The 16,193-nt window shown below is 67.7% G+C and carries 14 protein-coding genes; 5 read left to right on the top strand and 9 right to left on the bottom strand.

The annotated features are described in order from the left end of the window. The first annotated feature begins 1 nt into the window (after position 1). Entirely contained in the window at positions 2-2,155 is a 2,154-nt protein-coding gene (locus AC5P7U_RS02175; protein ID WP_197564218.1) for a TadG family pilus assembly protein, read from the top strand. Between the two features lie 99 nt (positions 2,156-2,254). After that, positions 2,255-2,968, top strand: coding sequence for a DUF2968 domain-containing protein (locus AC5P7U_RS02170; RefSeq protein ID WP_197564217.1), 714 nt, complete (start codon positions 2,255-2,257; stop codon positions 2,966-2,968). Positions 2,969-3,034: 66 nt separating this feature from the next. Here AC5P7U_RS02170 and AC5P7U_RS02165 read toward each other — a convergent pair whose 3' ends face one another. Beyond that, positions 3,035-3,421 carry a hypothetical protein gene (locus AC5P7U_RS02165; RefSeq protein ID WP_495220745.1) on the bottom strand — a complete coding sequence of 129 codons (387 nt, stop codon included), beginning with the start codon at positions 3,419-3,421 and terminating at the stop codon, positions 3,035-3,037. Between the two features lie 186 nt (positions 3,422-3,607). Here AC5P7U_RS02165 and AC5P7U_RS02160 point away from each other — a divergent pair, with 186 nt between their 5' ends. Beyond that, positions 3,608-4,432 carry an alpha/beta fold hydrolase gene (locus tag AC5P7U_RS02160; RefSeq protein ID WP_197564216.1) on the top strand — a complete coding sequence of 275 codons (825 nt, stop codon included), beginning with the start codon at positions 3,608-3,610 and terminating at the stop codon, positions 4,430-4,432. Positions 4,433-4,554: 122 nt separating this feature from the next. On the opposite strand, the gene AC5P7U_RS02155 is transcribed toward AC5P7U_RS02160, so the two are convergent. The 7 genes from AC5P7U_RS02155 to AC5P7U_RS02125 form a co-directional block, all read right to left on the bottom strand. Next, entirely contained in the window at positions 4,555-6,204 is a 1,650-nt protein-coding gene (locus AC5P7U_RS02155; protein ID WP_197564883.1) for an MFS transporter, read from the bottom strand. Further along, a complete protein-coding gene (locus AC5P7U_RS02150; RefSeq protein WP_197564884.1) occupies positions 6,198-7,481 on the bottom strand; it encodes an alginate export family protein in 1,284 nt (427 codons plus the stop codon). The genes AC5P7U_RS02155 and AC5P7U_RS02150 overlap by 7 nt, the downstream gene beginning before the upstream one ends. Further along, a complete protein-coding gene (locus AC5P7U_RS02145) occupies positions 7,460-9,307 on the bottom strand; it encodes an amidohydrolase family protein (RefSeq protein WP_197564889.1) in 1,848 nt (615 codons plus the stop codon). Before AC5P7U_RS02145 ends, AC5P7U_RS02150 begins: the two co-directional genes overlap by 22 nt. 119 nt (positions 9,308-9,426) lie before the next feature. After that, entirely contained in the window at positions 9,427-9,852 is a 426-nt protein-coding gene (locus AC5P7U_RS02140) for a DoxX family protein (protein ID WP_197564885.1), read from the bottom strand. 2 nt (positions 9,853-9,854) lie between these two features. Next, positions 9,855-10,511 carry a hydrolase gene (locus tag AC5P7U_RS02135; RefSeq protein ID WP_197564886.1) on the bottom strand — a complete coding sequence of 219 codons (657 nt, stop codon included), beginning with the start codon at positions 10,509-10,511 and terminating at the stop codon, positions 9,855-9,857. Beyond that, complete coding sequence (locus AC5P7U_RS02130) at positions 10,508-10,951, bottom strand: helix-turn-helix transcriptional regulator (protein ID WP_197564890.1); 444 nt, start codon at positions 10,949-10,951, stop codon at positions 10,508-10,510. Before AC5P7U_RS02130 ends, AC5P7U_RS02135 begins: the two co-directional genes overlap by 4 nt. A 50-nt stretch (positions 10,952-11,001) precedes the next feature. Further along, positions 11,002-11,334, bottom strand: a complete 333-nt coding sequence (locus AC5P7U_RS02125) for a hypothetical protein (protein ID WP_197564887.1) — start codon at positions 11,332-11,334, stop codon at positions 11,002-11,004. Between the two features lie 96 nt (positions 11,335-11,430). On the opposite strand from AC5P7U_RS02125, the gene AC5P7U_RS02120 reads away from it, so the two are divergent. After that, positions 11,431-14,460 (top strand): triple tyrosine motif-containing protein, encoded by a 3,030-nt coding sequence (locus AC5P7U_RS02120; protein ID WP_197564888.1) that lies wholly within the window; start codon positions 11,431-11,433, stop codon positions 14,458-14,460. Next, positions 14,453-15,106 (top strand): response regulator, encoded by a 654-nt coding sequence (locus tag AC5P7U_RS02115; protein WP_006450899.1) that lies wholly within the window; start codon positions 14,453-14,455, stop codon positions 15,104-15,106. Before AC5P7U_RS02120 ends, AC5P7U_RS02115 begins: the two co-directional genes overlap by 8 nt. Positions 15,107-15,277: 171 nt before the next feature. Here the strand turns inward: AC5P7U_RS02115 and AC5P7U_RS02110 are convergent. Further along, positions 15,278-16,193, bottom strand: a 916-nt coding sequence (locus AC5P7U_RS02110) for a calcium-binding protein (RefSeq protein ID WP_495220744.1), incomplete at its 5' end; no start/stop codon positions are given.

Here is a 16,193-nt window from a genome sequence, read left to right as displayed (position 1 = left end):
CATGAAACGCCCACGCCAGTTCAGCTTCAACCGCCCCCGCGGAGGCATGTCGGTCACCATGATGCTGGTCATGCTGGCGCTGCTGGCCATGCTCGGGCTGGTCGAGATCGGCTACCTGTTCTGGGCCAAGCGCGATGCGCAGAAGGTCGCCGACCTGGCGGCGCTGGCCGGCGCCCAGCGCCTGGAACTGTGCACGTCGGACAACAGCGACAACAGTGCGGCGCGGCAGAGCGCGCTGACCCAGAACCGGTTTGCCGGCAGCCTGCAGATCAGGTGCGGGAACTGGAGCGCGACACGCGGCACGGCCAATCGTTTCCAGGGGACTGTGGATGCCGCCAATCCACGCAATGCCGTGCAGGTCATCGCGCAGCGCAGCGTGCTGCCCTTCTTCGGGCAGAACACCAGCTTGCCGACCGTCAGCGTGCAGGCGGTGGCGCGCCGCTCCGAGCCCACTGCGGTGTTCGCCGTCGGCTCGCAGCTGCTGCGGACCCGCGGCGATTCGCTGCTGATGTCGACCCTGCGCCTGATCGGCCTGGATGTCACCAACGCCACCGTGCTTTCCTATGACGGCCTGGCGCAGGCCAACGTCACACCCTCCGGCCTGCTGAAGGCGCTCAACATTCCAGTCAGCGCCAACCTCAGCGTGGCCGACTTCAACCGCCTGCTGGCAGTCAACAAGATCTCGCTGGCGCAGCTGGTCGACGCCACCGCCACGGTGGTCGGCCGCGATACCACCGTCGGCGTGCAGCTGCGTGCCCTGTCGGACCTGGTCGCCACCCGGCTGGACATCACCAAGCTCAACATCGCGCTGGGCAGCGAATCCGGCGGCGGTGGCCTGTTCGCCGAAGTCATTTCTCCGGACGGTACCGCCGGCAGCGCGCTGGAATCGAAGATCAGCGTCCTCAACCTGATCAGCACCGCCATTTCCATCGCCAATGAGGGCAATGGCATCGCGATCGGCGGCCTGAATCTGCTGGGCATCAACGTGCAGGCCGGGGTGGTCGAACCGCCGTCGATCGCCATCGGTGGCGTCGGGTCGCGCGCCTACAACGCGCAGGTCCGGCTGATGGCCGATGTCGACAGCAACAACCTGTTTGCGCTCGGCCCACTGCTGCAGCTGCTGGGTACGCGCCTGCATCTGCCCGTACACGTCGATGTCGCCAACGCAATGGGAACGCTGACCGGCATCCAATGCGGCGGCACCTCGCCCCAGGCCACCATCCAGGTCGATTCCTCGGTGCTGCGCGCCTGCGTCGGCAACGTCGATCCCGCACAGCGTTTCTCCAAGAACAATGTCTGTGACAACACCCTGCAGAAGGAACAGCTGCTGACACTGCTGGGCCAGCCCTTGATCAACGACAAGATCACCCTGCCCGCGTTGACCAGTTCGCAGAACCTGACCCTGGCTGCCGGCGAAAGCGGCTCCACCCAGATCAATCCGCTGGCACTGGGCAATGCCGTTTCCGATCTGGTGAACGAGTTGCTGCGGGTCCTGTCTGGCATGCTCAGCTCACCCAAGCAGGGCATGAGCGCGAACGACACCGCCAAGGCGCTGGCCGACCGCTACCTGCAGGCCACGTTCCCGCCCAACACGCGCTATGACGTCAACAAGCTGATTCCGCTGCTGCGCGATGGCGACCCCAGCCGGCAGCTGGCGCCGCTGAACAGCTGGAATGTGCCCGGCGGCCTGCCCTACGCCTGCGGCCTGCTGAACCTGGTCACCTGCCACAAGGACGGGCCGGTCTGGGATGCGTTCAAGGTCACCGTCACCGGCCAGGGCCTGGGCGTGCTCGACGGGCTGCTCGGCTCACTGGTCGGCGGCCTGCTGATCAACCGCTGCGACAGCCTGCTCGGCAACCTGATCGACTACAACGGCTGCGTGCGCAACAACCTGGCGTCGTACATCCAGACCGCGCCGGCCGGCTTCCTCGATGGTGCCGGTGGAACCGGCGTCACCAACCCCGATGGCAGCGTCAGCTGCAGCGGGCTGCTGTGCACGCTGCTGAAGCCGATCCTGGCCGCGCTGCGCCCGGTCCTCAACAGCGTTGGCACCCTGCTGACCAACCTGCTGGCCAGTGTGCTGGGGCTGGAACTGGGCCGGACCGATGTCAACGTGCAATCGATCCAGTGCAGCGCCGCGCAGCTGGTCTATTGACCCGTGACGGGCGCCCTTGGCGGCGCCCGCGCCCATGCTAGACTCCCGGCGGGGAACCACCTTCATCTCAACCCACACTCATCCGTGGATGGTCTAGACATGCGAGAAACTTCAGGGGGCGCGGTCTTCGCCCGTCAGGCGCGCGGCGCGGCAATGCTGGCCGTGGCCATGATGCTGGTGGCACCGGCGGCGATGGCCGCCCGTGGCGACCGCGAAGCAGCCGCAGAGCAGGCCGCGCGCACCGCACCGGTAGTGCGCAACACCGTGGACGAACTCAAGCAGCTGATGGATTCGCGCCAGCTGACCGAGCTGCGCACTACCTACAACGGCAACTACGGTGCCAGCCTGCTGTTCAACGCCAACACCCTGACGTATTACGTCGCCCTGTTCCAGGAAAAGAACTTCTGGCGGGTGATCAAGACCGATGCCGTGGACAACGCCGAGCGCGTCTACCGCACGTTTGCGCAGCAGTCCGAACAGCTGGCCCAGGTCTATATCGACACCACCCGGCTGGAAGCCGGCAAGCGCTACACCGAGCGCCTGGTGGCCTACAACGAGGAGCGCCTGCGCACCCTGCAACAGGAAATGGAACAGCAGCAGGCGCAGTCGGCCCAGGTCAGCGCGGCCCTGCAGCAGGCCCAGCAGCAGGCAGTCAGCCTGAGCACCGACGTGCAGAGCACCAACAGCCAGCTGGACGCGCTGCAGCGCCGCATCCAGATCCTGCAGGCCGAACAGGGCAACCCGGAGCTGAGCCTGCCCAAGCCGGACAGCGTGCCCTCGCCGGCACCGGCGGCGGCCAGCGACGGTCGCTGAGCCCGCGCTTCCAGCGTCTCCGCACAACGGCGCCCATGGGCGCCGTTGTCGTTTTCAGCACGAAAATCAGCGACACGCGTCGTGCACCGCGTCATCCAGCTGCCGGCGCTGTACGAAGTCCAGGCGCCTGGCCCTGGCCAACGCCTTCCCGCGTTGCTGCCGCGCACGCTCACAGGCGCGGGGATCGGCGCTGATCGGGATCAGCGCAGCCCGCGCGCGCCCGGGGCGTGACGCCCGCCGGCGGGCCGGCGCGGGTGTGGCCGCGGCAGGCCCAGGGCCACGCGACAATGACTGTTCCGCCGGAACCTCCCAGCGCCATTCCGCACGTCCCTGGCAGGGCGTCTGCTGATAGACCGGATGGGATCCCTCCACGCACTTGTAGACTTGGGTCTGCGCGTGAACGGCGCCTGCCAGCAGCAGACACAACAACGGGCAGCACTGCACTCTCGGCATCACAGGTTCCTCGATGGGACTGCCGCCATCGTCAGCCGGCCATCTGCTCGCTGCCAGAGCGATACACGTCACAGCCCCGGCAATCCAGCACAGGCGTGCAAGGCATTCGACAGCCGTTGCGCTGTACTGCGGGAGGCACCGGCAGGCCTGCAGGTGCCTTTCCTCCCTTCCGCCAAGGAACCTGCAATGAGCAATTACGTCACCGTCGCCGATGGCGCCCGCATCTTCTACAAGGACTGGGGCAGCGGCCAGCCGGTCGTGTTCGCCCACGGTTGGCCGCTGTCTTCCGATGCCTGGGACCCGCAGATGCTGTTCATGGGGCAGAACGGCTATCGCGTGATTGCCCATGACCGTCGCAGCCACGGCCGCTCCAGCCAGACCTGGGACGGCAACAACATGGATACCTACGCCGACGACCTGGCCGCGGTGATCGACGCGCTGGACCTGAAGGACGCGATCCTGGTCGGCCATTCCACCGGCGGCGGCGAAGTGGCCCACTACATCGGCCGCCACGGCAGCAGGCGCGTCGCCAAGGTGGTGCTGGTCGGCGCCGTGCCGCCGTTGATGCTGAAGACCGCCGGCAACCCGGCCGGCACTTCGCTTGAGGTCTTCGACGGCATCCGCAAGGGCACCGGCGGCGACCGCTCGCAGTTCTTCAAGGACCTGGCCACGCCGTTCTTCGGCGCCAACCGCGATGGCAACAGCGTCACCCAGGGCATGCGTGATTCGTTCTGGCTGCAGGGCATGCTCGGCGGCGTCAAGGGCCAGTACGACTGCATCCACGAATTCTCGGAAGTGGACTACACCGGTGACCTGAAGAAGATCGACGTGCCTGCGCTGGTCGTGCATGGCGATGATGACCAGATCGTACCGTTCGATGCTTCGGCCAAACTGTCCTCGCAGATCATCAGCGACGCCGTACTGAAGGTGTATGCCGGTGCCCCGCACGGTCTGACGGTCACCCACGCCGACGCGTTCAACGCCGACCTGCTGGCGTTCGCACGCAAATGATATGCGGCGGCGGCGCCTGCAGCGCCGCCGCTTCTGCGGTAGTGCCGGCCGTTGGCCGGCAACTTTTCCATCCGGATCCAAAGCACGTGCAGCCGGCCAGCGGCCGGCTCTACCAGAGCAGGTCAGATATCGCTGTGGTGGTGCGGAACGGCGGCCTTGGGTAGCGGGTCCTGGCCCCCCACGAAGTGACGTACCACCGGTGCCCGTTCGCCGCGATGCAGTTCGCGCAACACCTCCTGGATCGCCTTGTCATCGGCGGTGATGCGTTCGTGCTGGCGCAGATGCTCCAGCCACGACGGGGTCACGAAATACTCCAGGTGGATGCCCGGCGTCGCCACGTCCTCAACCACGCCCCAGACCACGGCGCCATCACGGCGACGGATCGTTCCCAGCGCGCGCATCTGCGCCTGGAATGCACTGCGATCGGCTTCGTCGATGCGGTATTCGATGGTCACCAGCACCGGGCCGCGATCATTGGATACCGGAACTGAGAGTTCCGGTGCCGGCCAGTGCCCGGCCGGGCGCAGGTTCAGGTCTTCGGTACCGGCGATGCGCACGCGCCAGACCAGCAGCCCGCCGATCACCGCACCGGCGGCAGACACCAGCAGCGCCAGCTCGGGCGAGGTGCGCTGCGCCAGCGCGCCCCAGCTCAGGCCGCCAGCGGCCATGCCGGCAGAGAACACCATGATGTACAGCGCCAACGCGCGCGCACGTACCCACGCCGGTACCGCCGTCTGCGCGGCAATCTGCAGCGAAGAAAGCACGGTGATCCAGGCAAAGCCATTGACCAGCATCACCACGGGAAGCACGTACCAGCTGCGGGTCAGCGCCAGCCCGACCAGGCTCAACGCCAGCGACAGCGTGGCCAGCAGCACCAGCAGGTCGCGGTCCATCTGGGCGCGCAGCTTCGGCAGCAGCAGCGCGCCGCCAACCGCACCGATACCAATGCAGCCCAGCAGCATGCCGTACTGCCCCGCCCCACCCTGCATCTGCCCGCGCACCACCACCGGCAGCAAGGCGTTCATCGCCGCGGCGAAGAAGAAGAAGCCGACCGATTTGATCAGGACCGCCTGCAGCCGCCCGGCGCGGCTGGCGTAGCGCAGGCCTGCCTTCAGGCCGGCACCGAAGCCTTCCGGCGGCAGGCTGGACTGCTTCGGGTCACGCTTCCAGCCCCACACCACGAACAGCATCGCGGCGAAGGTGATGGCGTTGAAACCGAAGGCCCAGACCGCACCAAGCTGCGCCACGATCACGCCGCCGATGGCCGGGCCGATCGAGCGCGCGATGTTGATGCCGATCGAGTTCAGCGCCACCGCCGAGGCCAGCATCGGCTGCGGCACCAGCTCGGACACGATCGCCGCCTGCGCCGGCATCGCCATCGCCGCGCCGCAGCCCATGCAGAAGGTCAGCAGCACCAGCAGCTGCGGGGTCAGCATGTCCATCGCGGTCAGCGCCGCCATCACCGCAGCCACCAGCAGCATCCAGCCCTGGGTGGCCAGCAGGTACCTGCGCCGGTCGACGATGTCGGCCAGCGTGCCGGCGGCCAGCGCCAGCAGCACGATCGGCACCGTGGTGGCCGACTGCACCAGCGCCACCATCAACGGCGAGCCGGTACGCTCGGCCATCACCCAGGCGGCGGCCACGTCGTTGACCCAGGTGCCGATGTTGCTGGCCAGGATCGCCAGCCAGATCGAACGGAACATCCGGATCTTCAACGGTGACCAGGCCCCTGCGGCCTGTGCGGAAGGTTGCGACGCGGTTGCGTTCACCATTGCCATGCTCCAACGATCGAGGCGAACAGCGTGTCCTGGCCCCCGGCCTGCTTCAGTGCAGGACCGGCATCGACCCAGGCCAGCTGCAGCTGCCATTGCCAGTGTTCGCTGGCCTGCCAGCGGGTTTCGGATTTGTACTGAGTGCCGATGCGGCGCGCGCCACCGGCGCTGCCCGGCAACGCCACCAGCGGTGCCGGCGTGGTGTAGACCGCATCGGCGCGACGATGCTTCCAGGCCATCTGTACGCCCAGTTCCGTCGTCACCGCGTCGTGCAGGCGCAGGGTCAGGGTCGGCTGGACGTCCATCAGGTTGGCCGGGGCCAGCAGGCTGGCCTCGCTGAAGTAGGCCGATTTCGGGAATAGTGCATTGAAGGTTCCCAGGCGGCCGTCATGCAGATTGCCATCGCCACTGGCGATGTCCGCCTTCAGCCCCAACCGCGGTTGCAGCGGCAGGTCCGTCCAGCGCCAGCCCGTATCGGTGGCCAGCGTCCAGGCGCGGATGCCGAGGTCACCCGTGGCGGTACGCAGTTCACCGCCCTGCACCACCAGTTCGTTGTTCCAGTGCAGTGCACCGGCCTGGCCGAACCATCGTGCGCCCAGGGTCTGCCGCCGCTCGATACCGCCACCTGCGGCGAACCGCGCGCCTTCGCGGCGGTAGTCCAGCAGGTACAGATCCCACTGGGCCGCCGCCTGACCGCGTGCCGTCGTGGCGTACGCACCCCACAGATGGGCACCGTGTTCACCCCGATCATCGAAGGCACCGGCTCGGTTCTCCACCGGCCGCAGCACCATCAGGTCCAGCATGCCGAGACGGCCTTTCCAGCCTGCACGTGCGCCGTCGAAGGCCAGGCGGATGTTCGGCCCATCGCGTACCGACAACAGCCGCGAACTGCCGTAGCCGGCCTCCTGCCGCCCCAGCTGCAGATGAAAGCCACCGTGCTGCCAGCGCCAGTACGCCTGCTGCACATCCAGCGCGCTGCGATCGGTACGGCCGGGGCCGCCGGCTTTACCATCCTCCCCGTGCACACCCAGCTGCAGCTTCGCCTGCCAGGTCTCTTCCACATAGGTGGCCGAGGCCAGCGCGCGCAGCAGGCCATAGCCATCCTCGCTACCGCCAATGCCGAACCGGCTCGGGTCGTAGTACAGCCCACGCACGCGCAGCGACGCATCCCATTGCAATTGGCCGTCACCAGCCTCGATGCAACGACCGTTTTCGCAGGCCAGCGTCACTGTCGGCGCGACCAGCAGCGCCAGGCTCAGAACGCGAAGCACGAGCATCCCATCGCGCCCCAGAACGCGGTCAGGTCGTCGGTCGGTGCCGCGTGCCGGGCGGCATGACCATGGGCGCCATGCGTGGTGCAGGCCACACCGTGGTGATGGCGGTGGGCCGCGGCCAGGCCGGTCGCGGCGCCACCCACGTGGTAGCCCCCGAACCTGTTCACCGGCGACCAGTTGGGCATCGCCGGCGGCAGCTGCGGGGCCAGGCCGGCGTAGTCACCGTCGGCGTGCACGATGCGGCCACCGACCACAGTCAGCACGCTGGTGATGTCGGCAATCCGCGCGTCATCGACGCGGAAGAAATCAGCCGACAGCAGGATGAAGTCGGCCAGCTGGCCAGCCTTCAGCGTGCCCTTCACCGCTTCATCGCCGGAGAACCAGGCACTGCCCTGGGTCCACAGGCGCAGCGCCTGTTCGCGCTCCAGCAGGTTTTCGTCGCCATACAGGGCCAGGCCTCCGACGGTGCGCCCGGTCACCAGCCAGGACAGCGCCACCCATGGGTTGTAGCTGGCCACGCGGGTGGCATCGGTTCCGGCACCCACCGGCACGCCTTCGGCCAGCATCCGCTTCACCGGCGGCGTATGCCGCGCCGCCTGCACGCCATAGCGCTCGACGAACGCTTCGCCCTGGTAGGCCATGCGGTGCTGCACGGCAATGCCGCCTCCCAGCGCGCGGATACGCTCGATGTTGCGCGGGGTGATGGTCTCGGCATGGTCGATGAACCAGTGCAGGCCATCGAACGGCACCTCGCGGTTGACCTGTTCGTATACGTCGAGGATGCGGGTGATGCTCTCGTCGTAGGTGGCGTGGATGCGGAACGGCCAGCGCTTCTCGACCAGCAGCTTCACCACATCGTGCAGTTCCGGTTCCAGCTCCGGCGGCAACTCCGGGCGTGGCTCGTTGAACAGCTCGAAGTCGGCAGCGGAAAACACCAGCATCTCGCCGGCCCCGTTGTGGCGCAGCAGGTCATCGCCCTGGCGAGGCTGCAGCATCTCGCTCCAGCCGCGGAAGTCATCCACTTCGTTGCCCTTGTTCTGGGTGAACAGGTTGTAGGCGATGCGCACTGTCAGCTGGTCATCGCGGTGAAGCTGTTCGATGACCTGGTAGTCTTCGGGGTAATTCTGGAAGCCGCCGCCGGCATCGATCACCGAGGTGATGCCCAGCCGGTTCAGCTCACGCATGAAGTGGCGCGTCGAATTGGCCTGGTACTCGATCGGCAGCCGGGGCCCCTTGGCCAGCGTCGCGTACAGGATCAGCGCGTTGGGCTTGGCCAGCAGCAGTCCGGTCGGGTTGCCCAGCGCGTCGCGCACGATCTGCCCGCCCGGAGGATCCGGCGTGTCCTTGGTGTAGCCGCAGGCACGCAGCGCGGCGCGATTGAGCAGCGCGCGGTCGTACAGGTGCAGCAGGAATACCGGCGTATCCGGCGCGATGTCGTTGAGTTCCTGCAGGGTCGGCAGGCGCTTCTCGTTGAACTGCGCGGCGGTGAAACCTCCCACCACGCGTACCCATTGCGGTGCCGGGGTGCGATCAACCTGTGCCTTCAGCATCGCCATCGCGTCGGCCAGCGAACGCAGGCCATCCCAGCGCAGCTCCAGGTTGTAGTTCAGGCCACCGCGGATCAGGTGCGTGTGGCTGTCGTTGAGGCCGGGCAACAGGCGCCGGCCCTGTGCATCGATCACGGTCGCTTCGTTGCCCCAGTCGCGCATGATCTGCTCGTCACTGCCGACGGCAACGATGCGCCCCTCCTGCACGGCCAGCGCCTGTGCGTGTGGCTGCTGCGGGTCGAGGGTGGTGATGCGGGCATTGCGGATGACCAGCGTGCTCATGCGACGCTCCTTGGAAGTGGAATCGAATGCGGCACCGGCACGGCCGGCCACACCCAGCGCAACAGCGGCACCGCTGGCCAGCACCACGTTGCGACGGCCGTGGTCGAGTGGATCGTGATTCATGCGTGGTCTCCCGGCAGGCGTTGGCCGTCCAGCGCCCAGGCGCCGGGCCCGGCCAGCGCGACGGCCAGCAGTACCGTGGTCCACATCAACGGGTACTCGCTGCCACCGCGCATCCAGAACCAGCCCTTGGGCAGGGCCAGCAGTACGGTGAAGCCGATGAACGCGGCGGCGACCAGTGCGGCGATGCGGACCTGCCAACCCAGCAGCACGGCCAGTCCGCACAGCACCTGCAACAGGGCCAGCAGCAGCGGCAGTGGCGCCGCCGCTGGCAGTCCGAAGCCGCGCAACTCGGTAGCGAAGCCGGCCAGCCCGGGGCCGCCGAACCAGCCGGACAGCTTGCCCAGCGCGTGAGGCAGCAGGAATCCCCCAGCTGCCACGCGCAGCATCAGCAGGGCCAGGTCGAGGCCATGCCCAGCCAGCATGCTCAGTGCCCGCCTTCCTGCGCGCCAAACATGCGCTTGGCGTACTGGATACCGATGCCGTAGCCACCGGCATGGTCGCGGGCGATGCCGGTGGTCAGCTCGTAGGTTTCGCCACGCGCCCAGTCACGCTGCAGTTCAAGCAGGTACTGCACGCTGGTCATCGGCACCGCGCCCGCCTGCACCATGCGGGTGATCGCACGCTCGTGGGCCTCTTCGCTGACATCCCCACAGGCATCGGTGATCACGTACACCTCGAACCCCTGCGCCAGCGCCGACAGCGCCGGACCAACGATGCAGACGCTGGTCCACAGGCCGGCAAGCACCAGGCGGCGCTTGCCGATGCGGTTGATCTCCGCGATCACCGCCTGATCTTCCCAGGTGTTCATCGAGGTCCGGTCGAACACCGGCTGGCCCGGGAAGATCTCAGGCAGTTCCGGGAACATCGGGCCGGAGAACGACGTCTCGGCCACCGTGGTCAGCAGCACCGGTACGTTGAAGCCTTTGGCGCCCTTGCTGATCAGCGACACGTTGTTGCGCAGCGCCGAGATGTCGATGGTATGGGTGGCAAATGCCATCTGCGACTGGAAGTCGATCAGCACCAGCGCGTGATCGGTGGGCGACAACAGGGACGGGGCGGGAACAGCGGTGGCAGGACTCATGGATGGACTCCGTTGGAAGCACGTTCTGGGGGAAGCAACAGCGCCGCATCGCCGGCCAGGTACTGGCCTGGGCTGCAGCCGGTTTCGGCGCGGAAGCTGCGGACGAAATGGCTCTGGTCGAAGAAGCCCAGCTGCTGCGCCAGGGATGACATCGGCAGCTTCGCGGCGGGCAACAACTGGCAGGCGCGCTGGATGCGGCGGCGGCGCACATAGCGCAGCGGGCTGGCGCCCGTGCCGCTACGGAACAGGCGCACGAGATGGAAGCGACTGACACAGGCAGCCTCCGCCAGATCAGTCACCCGCAGCGGCTGCGACAGGTGTTCATCGACATAGCGCAGGGCGCGCTGCAACGCCGCCGCCTGGTGCGGGGCAAGCAATGCGGCGGGCAAGACAGGCAGGGAGACGGTGGCCATGGGGGACGCCGCAGAGGGGTGGCCCATGGTCTGCGCCACGCGCCGGAAGCCCTACCCCCGTCGGACGAAGCCGGCACCTACCCGAATGGGGGAGGCCGCCGCCCCAGCAGGCGACGGCCGAACAACCGAGCATCCAGCGAATAGGCGCCCGGCCCAAGCAGCAGCAGCGCCAGCGGCAGTGGTGCCAGTGCCCACGGCTGGGCCAGCAGGTACAGGCCCAACGTTGCCAGCACCGCCGCCAGCGGGGTCAGCGCGCCCAGCACCAGCATCGCGGCCACCACCAGGCCGGGTATCGACCACTCACCGGTGTGCGGCGCCGGCATGCACAGCGCAGCGGCCACGCACAGCCGCAGCCACAACAGGCCGATGCCCGGTGCACGGTCGGGAAACATCACAAACAGGCGCTGCATGGCTGGGCTCCACGGAACATGCCGGGGTGATAGCCGAGTGCCGCGCCACGCACCTACCCCGTTCGGGTCACCCTGGACTGCCCCGTACCTGACAGAATGCCCGCCATGCGTGGCCACCCCTTCCCGTTCCAGCAGCGCCTGCCAGCGATGCTGGCGTGCCTGCTGCTGTTGATCTCCCTACCTGCGTTCGGCGTGCAGCGTCCTTTGCTGAGCAGCGGCCTGCCCGGCTACGAGCACACCGCCTGGCGGGTTGGCCAGGGCGCGCCGGGTGATATATGGGACATCAGCCAGGACCGCGATGGCCTGTTGTGGCTGGCCACCGGCTCGGGCCTCTACCGCTTCGATGGCCGCCGCTTTGAACGCCAGCCGGCACCGGTCGGCAGCGCCTTTCCCTCCTCCAACATGGTCACGCTGGCGCACCGCAGCGATGGCGCACTCTGGATCGGCTACTTCCAGGCCGGCATCAGCCAGCTCGCGCGCGGCCAGCTGCACAACTACGGCCGCAGCCAGGGCGTTCCGGTCGGCGTGGTTCCGCAGTTCAGCCAGGGCCGCGACGGTCGCTTGTGGGCGGCCATCAATGGTGGCCTGCGCTGGTTCGACGGCCGGAGCTGGCAACCGCTGCCGAGCGGGAGCGGCGTGCCGGAGCATCGCGTGCAATGGGTGCTGCATGACAGCCGCGGCACCTTCTGGGTACTGGCCGACCTGAAGGTCTGGATGCGCGCATCAGGCGATGCCGTGTTCAAGGACACCGGCATCGCCGTATCGCAGATGGCGTCACTGGCGGAAAGCCCGCAGGGCGAAGTGTGGCTGGCCGACCGCGTGCGCGGCACCTCGCCGCTGGCCAACGCGCAGGGCCTGATGGCCGAGCATGAGCGCGAAGCACGGCGATTGCCGGATCTGGTCGCCGCGCGCCTGCAGTTCACCGCCGATGGTGCGCTGTGGGCCACGATGAGCCCACATGGCGGCGTGGCCCGAGTCACCTTCCAGGGCGACCATGCCGTACGCATGGAACGCTTCGATTCACCGCACGGACTGACCGCCACATCGGCCGTGCCGATCATCGTCGATCGCGAGGGCAACCTCTGGGTCGGCACCAATCTCGGCCTCAACCGCTTCCGTGCGCGCAGCGTGCATGCGCTCGCCGCCGGCCCCAGCGACCCCTACCGCTCACTGGTGCGGGCCAGCGATGGACGCGTGTATGGCTACGGCGAGGACCTCCGACTGTACGATCTGCGCCGGCCGTTGCTGGACGGCAACGCCGCTCAGCTGCAGGCGGCCGCACGCCAGGCGCCCACGCCGGTCTGGCAGTTCGACTGGGTCAACCTGGCACGTACGGTGGCTGGCCACACCACCCTGATTCCGCTGCCGGCACCGTTCACCGGGCAACCGCTGCATGCCCTGCTGTTCGCCGACGACGAACAGGCCTGGGTCTGCAGTGGCGAACACGGCGTACTGCATTACCGGCATGGCCAATGGCGGCGCGAAACGCGCTTGCCCGAGCTGTCCTGTTCAACGCTTGCACTGGACCACGAGGGTCAGCTGCTGCTCGGCTATGCCGACGGCCGGCTGCGCCGCATGCGCAGCACGGGCATCGACACCTTCGATGCCACCCAGGGGCTTGCCGTGGGGCCGGTGACCGCGCTGCTGCAGCATCAGGATCTGCTGCTGGTGGCCGGCGAAGCCGGCCTTGCCGCGCGCGTGGGAAATGGCTCATTCGTGCCCGTCCGTACTGACATGGCCGGTGTGCTCGAAGGCATCACCGGCATGGTCGCCGACGCACGCGGGCACCTGTGGCTCAATGGCAGCCGGGGCCTGGTACGGCTGCAGAGCAGCCAGCTGCGCGGCGCCCTGCGCACCGGCATGCAGGTGACGCCACGCCTGTTCGATGCGGTGGACGGCATGCCAGGAATTGCCCTGCAGAGCGGGCCGATCGCCACCGCCGCGCTGGCCGATGACGGACTGCTGTGGCTGGCCACCAACCAGGGCCTGGCCTGGCTGGATACCACGCGCTCGCATGTCAACATGATGGCGCCCAGCGTGCGCATCGGCGAGGTGCTGTACGGCAGTGCACACCAGCCCCTGCGTGACGGCCTGCGCCTGCCGGCAGGCACCAGCCAGCTGCAGATCGACTACGTGGCGCTGTCGCTGGCACGCCCGGAGCGCAACCGCTACCGCTATCGCCTGTCCGGCGTCGACGACGGCTGGCAGGACGCCGGCAGCAGTACCCGTGCGTACTACACCAACCTGGAACCGGGCAATTACCGCTTCGAGGTGGAAGCTGCCAACGAAGACGGCATCTGGAGCACCACGCCGGCCAGCCGCAGCTTCCGCATCGCGCCTACGTTCATGCAGACGGTGTGGTTCAAGCTGTTGTGCGCAGCGGCGATACTGGCACTGCTGGTGATGGCCGTACGCATCCGCAGTGGCCAGCTGGCGGCATTGTTCCGTGCCCGTCTGCAGGAGCGCCACGGTGAACGCGAACGCATCGCCCGCGACCTGCACGACACCCTGCTGCAGGGCAGCCAGGGCCTGATCCTGCGCCTGCATGCGATCAGCCAGTCCGCGCAGACCCCGGCGCCGGTGCGCAGCCAGCTGGAGTCGGCGATGCAGCTGGCCGAGCGCAACCTGGCCGAAGGCCGCGAGCGAGTCAACGCATTGCGTGATGGCCCGTTCGCTGATCGCGACCTTGCGTCGGCGCTGGCCGATGTGCACGCCGAGTACGCCGGCCAGGGCACCAACCCGCTGCGCCTGACCGTGGAGGGGGCCGCGCCACTGCTTCAGGCCGACGCCGCTGAAGAAGTCTTCCTGATCGGGCGCGAGGCGATCCGCAATGCGCTGCGTCACGCCGACGCCAGTGCCATCGAGGTGGAGCTGTCCTACGGCACGCGTTGCTTCCTGCTGCACGTGCGCGATGATGGCGTGGGCATCGCCGACGAGCACGCCGGCCACGGCCACTGGGGCCTGCAGGGCATGCGCGAGCGGGCGCAGCGCCTGGGTGCCGAGCTGCAGCTGTGGACCCGCCCCGGACTGGGTACCGAAATTGCGCTGGCGGTTCCCGCGCGGCGCCTGTATCACCGCCACCCCTCCCGTTGGCGCTGGCCCTGGAGCACACCGAAGCATGACTGAAATTCCTGCCCCGATCCGCGTCCTGGTGGTCGACGACCATCCTCTGCTGCGCGACGGCCTGGCCGCACTGCTGGGCGCGCAGGCCGACCTGCAGCTGCTTGGCGAAGCCGCCGACGGCGAAGAGGCCATCGCGTGCTACCAGCGGTTGCACCCCGACGTGGTGCTGATGGATCTGCAGATGCCACGGCTGGATGGCGTTGAAGCAATCGTGCGGATCCGCGCGCTCGACCCGCGCGCGCGGATCATCGTGCTGACCACCTACCGCGGCGACGTGCGTGCGGTGCGCGCACTGCAGGCCGGTGCCAGTGCCTACCTGCTGAAGGACATGCTGCGCCATGAACTGGTCGACACCATCCGCATGGTGGCCGGTGGCCGGCGCGCACCGATCCCACCGGCGGTGGCTGCCAGCATCGCCGCGCACGTGGTGGAAGACCGGTTGTCACCCCGTGAAACCGAGGTGCTGCGGCACGTGGCGGCGGGCCTGTCGAACAAGCGCATCGGCGAACGCATGCAGATTTCCGAGCAGACGGTGAAGGCGCACATGAAGAGCCTGATGGACAAGCTTGGCGTGGGTGATCGCACGCATGCGGTCACCCAGGCGCTGCGGCGCGGCATCATCAGCCTGGATGACAGCGCTCACGATTGACGCACGGATCCACGATCAGTAGATCCACGCCATGCGTGGATGAACCCCAATCACAGCCGAGCATCTCGACATTCGGCCAAAGCTCGGGCGGAGGCACCTCTGGCCCGGGACAGCCTCCACGGTGGAGGACTGTCCCTGCCACTTCCGGTTCCGAAAATCCGGCTGGAAGACTCAGCCGAGCATCAACGCGCTCGGCATCGCCACCAGTTGGTGGCGCGGGTCATCGGCCCGCACCCGTATCGCCGCAGCGAAGTCCGTGGCCCCACCACCGTCCGCCAATGCCGAGATCAACAGCGCCACCTCATTGCTGTGATCGCTGCGATAGCTTCCCGGGCTGACAGCGCCAATACCCTCACCGAACTCGATGACGTCGAAGCGGCCGGCTCTGCGATCGGCGCTGTAGATTGCGTCACCGTACAGGGTATCGTGGCCCGCCAGCGCATGTAGTTTGTCGTTACCCTCGTCGCCCTGGATCAGACCATTGCTGGCAACGCCGGTAGTGCTGGCCGCACCGCTGGTCGGACGCAGCAGCATCTGCTTGATCTGGTCCATCGTCCACAGGGTGCCGTCGGCGAAGCTGACCTGGTCGATCCGGTACGCACTGCCGGCCGCTGCATCGTTGTACAGGCCCATGTCGACGGTGATGCGATCGCCATTGACGTGCGTCAACAGCAGATCGCTGCCGGCGCGGCCAAGACGGATATCGCTGGTGGTTATCCCGGCGCCGAAGCGCACCGTCTCGACCCGGCCAACACCGCTGTCGCTGACGATGATCCGGTCGCTGCCCCAGCCCAGATCAAAGTGATACGTGTCGCTGCCCGCACCGCCGCGCAGGATGTCATTGCCACCGCCACCGATCAGCACATCGTTGCCACCGGCCCCGTCCAGCTCATCGTTGCCCTCGCCACCGTCCAGAAGATCGTTGGAGGCATAGCCCAGAAGACGGTCGGCGCCGGGGGTCGGCTGCAGCAGCATCAGCTTGATCTGGTCCATCGTCCACAGGGTGCCGTCGGCGAAGCTGACCTGGTCGATCCGGTACGCACCGCCGGCCGCTGCGTCGTTGTACAGCCCCATGTCGACGGTGATG

Source organism: Stenotrophomonas sp. YJH_SMC_57, from assembly GCF_059369755.1.
Note: the sequence above shows the minus strand (reverse complement) of the source record. Positions and strands in the feature narration are given on the sequence as shown.